Raw genomic sequence first — 2,257 nt, 5'->3', positions numbered from 1 at the left:
TTGCCGTCCCGGTCCAGGGCATTGATCCGCACCCGCGCCGGGCGCTTTACCTTCTCGTAGAAACCGGGCACCGACAGGCAGCCTTCTTCGTAGGGCGCCAGTTCATCGGTGAGTGGCGTGATCTGCGGGTTGATGTACACCTTGGGCTCGTTGCGCTCTTCGGACAGATCCATCACCAGCAGGCGCTTGTGCACGTTCACCTGAGTGGCCGCCAGGCCGATGCCGGAAGCGTCGTACATGGTTTCGATCATGTCGTCGATCAGTTTGCGAAGCTCGTCATCTACCTTTTCCACCGGCTTTGCTACTGTGCGTAGTCGGGGATCAGGGAATTCCAGTATTTCCAGTTTAGCCATGTACCTTCTCGGAAGTTGCGGTAGTACTCGAATTTCGGTTGCTAAATATATGATCGCATTGCTAATATCCAAAAGGAACCGCGTCTACAATAAGGGACCGCGGCCGCTCTCGGGGATGAGTCCAATAATGATAAAAGGAATCCGATGATGATGAAATCGGTCCAGCGCGCCTTGACCTTTGGCCTGGTGCTGGCGGTGTCCGGTATGGCCTCCGCAGCGGTGGTGCTCAAAGACGGGCATCCCAGCAAGTATTTCGTGAAAAACGGCGATACCCTTTGGGATATCAGCGGCCGTTTTCTGCAAGAGCCGTGGCAGTGGCCGGAAATCTGGCAGATCAATGAGGAAATCAGTAACCCTCACTTGATCTATCCCGGCGACGAAATCCGCCTTTCCTACGTTAACGGTGAGCCGCGCCTGTCGGTAAAACGGGGCGTGGAAGAGACCGTGATGTCCAATGGTACCGTGAAACTCACCCCGCGGGTGCGTGAAATTGCCAATGACGAAGCGATTCCGGCCATTCCTGCCAGTGCGATCCAGTCTTACCTGAAGGAAGGGCTGGTGGTAGACCGCAAGGAAATCGTTGAAGCCCCCTATCTGGTGGGTGGCCGCGATCGCCGTGTGATCTTCGGTGAAGGCGATACTGTTTATGCCCGCGATACCGTGGCTAAATGGGAAGACCTGGATCAGGGTTACGGTTTCTACCGCACCGGCGAGCAATATGTGGACCCGGATACCAATGAAGTGCTGGGTTACGAAGCCCGCCAGATCGGCCTGGGCCGCGTAGCCAGCCACGATGATGACATGATTACCCTGCGGGTTACCGACTCCAGTGAAGACCTGCGCATCGATGACCGTCTGTTCTCCACCGAAGATCGCCGCGTGCGTGCCGTGTTGTATCCATCGGCACCGGATACCAAAATCGAGGCGAAAGTGATTCGCTTCTTCGACCGTCTTAACAGTGTGGCCCGCAACGATGTGGTGGTGATCAACAAGGGTCTGCGTGACGGCCTGAAAGAAGGCAACGTGCTGGATATCTATGGCCAGGGCGAAGTGGTCCGCGATCGTCAGCAAGGTGACATGGTCCAGCTGCCCCGTGAGAAAACCGGTTCCATGGTGATCTTCCGGGTCTTCGACAAGGTCAGCTACGGCTTGATTATGGAGTCCATGCGGCCTATCTATATGAACGACATCGCCGAAAGCCCGGCGGGCAGCTACTGAATAGTACGCTAAACGCTTGAGGCTGGACGCCTGACGCCCGCAAAGACACCCTTTTCAAGGATGAAAAGGGTGTCTTTGCGTGTTTTGATCTGTGTTTTATGGTCAGGTTACGGGCATCGACTGCCAAACATTGGGCGGTAAACATCATTCCAACGCACACAAGGAGGTGGGCGAATGGACGGACAATTTAAACGCCTGCTATTGCAGGCGTTGTTTTCCCCGTCTTCAGCGGCCCTGGGCCGCGCCCTGCAACAACACCGGATTGCTTCGGCGCCGGTATCGGATTTTCTTCCCCTGCTACCGGCCGGCCTGAAAGAGCGTGCCCGGCTGCTCGACAATACCGGCAAGCTGCCCGTGTACTTTGAGCAACTGCGTGAGCAGGGTTGGCGCTGGATTGCGCTGGGGGATGCGGACTACCCGCCGTTGCTGGCACAGATCAACGACCCACCCGGCGTGATTGCCGTGCGCGGCAGCGTGGAAGCATTAAATGCGCCTTCGCTGGCCATGGTGGGGGCGCGCAATGCCTCTGCGGACGGCCTCGACAACAGCCGCCGCTTTGCCCGCCAGCTGGCTGGTAGTGGCTTTGTCATTGTCAGTGGCCTGGCGCTGGGCATTGATGCGGCCGCTCATCGCGGTGCGGTGAGTGCCGGGCGCACGGTGGCGGTCATGGGCAGTGGCCCGGATTG

Annotated in this window: 3 protein-coding genes; 2 read left to right on the top strand and 1 reads right to left on the bottom strand. The window is 57.7% G+C overall.

Going from position 1 to position 2,257, the window contains the following annotated elements:
- Positions 1–353 (bottom strand): peptide deformylase (gene def / locus A3754_RS24860; protein ID WP_063521633.1); only part of this gene is annotated, 353 nt, incomplete at its 3' end.
- 144 nt (positions 354–497) lie between these two features.
- On the opposite strand from def, the gene A3754_RS24855 reads away from it, so the two are divergent.
- Positions 498–1,571 carry a LysM peptidoglycan-binding domain-containing protein gene (locus A3754_RS24855; protein ID WP_063521632.1) on the top strand — a complete coding sequence of 358 codons (1,074 nt, stop codon included), beginning with the start codon at positions 498–500 and terminating at the stop codon, positions 1,569–1,571.
- A gap of 174 nt (positions 1,572–1,745) precedes the next feature.
- Positions 1,746–2,257: DNA-processing protein DprA (locus tag A3754_RS24850; protein ID WP_197468854.1), on the top strand; the 512-nt coding region annotated here is incomplete at its 3' end.

Source organism: Alcanivorax sp. HI0083 (assembly GCF_001635175.1).
The sequence above is the reverse complement of the archived record's forward strand: the minus strand, read 5'-3'. Positions and strand labels throughout refer to the sequence as shown.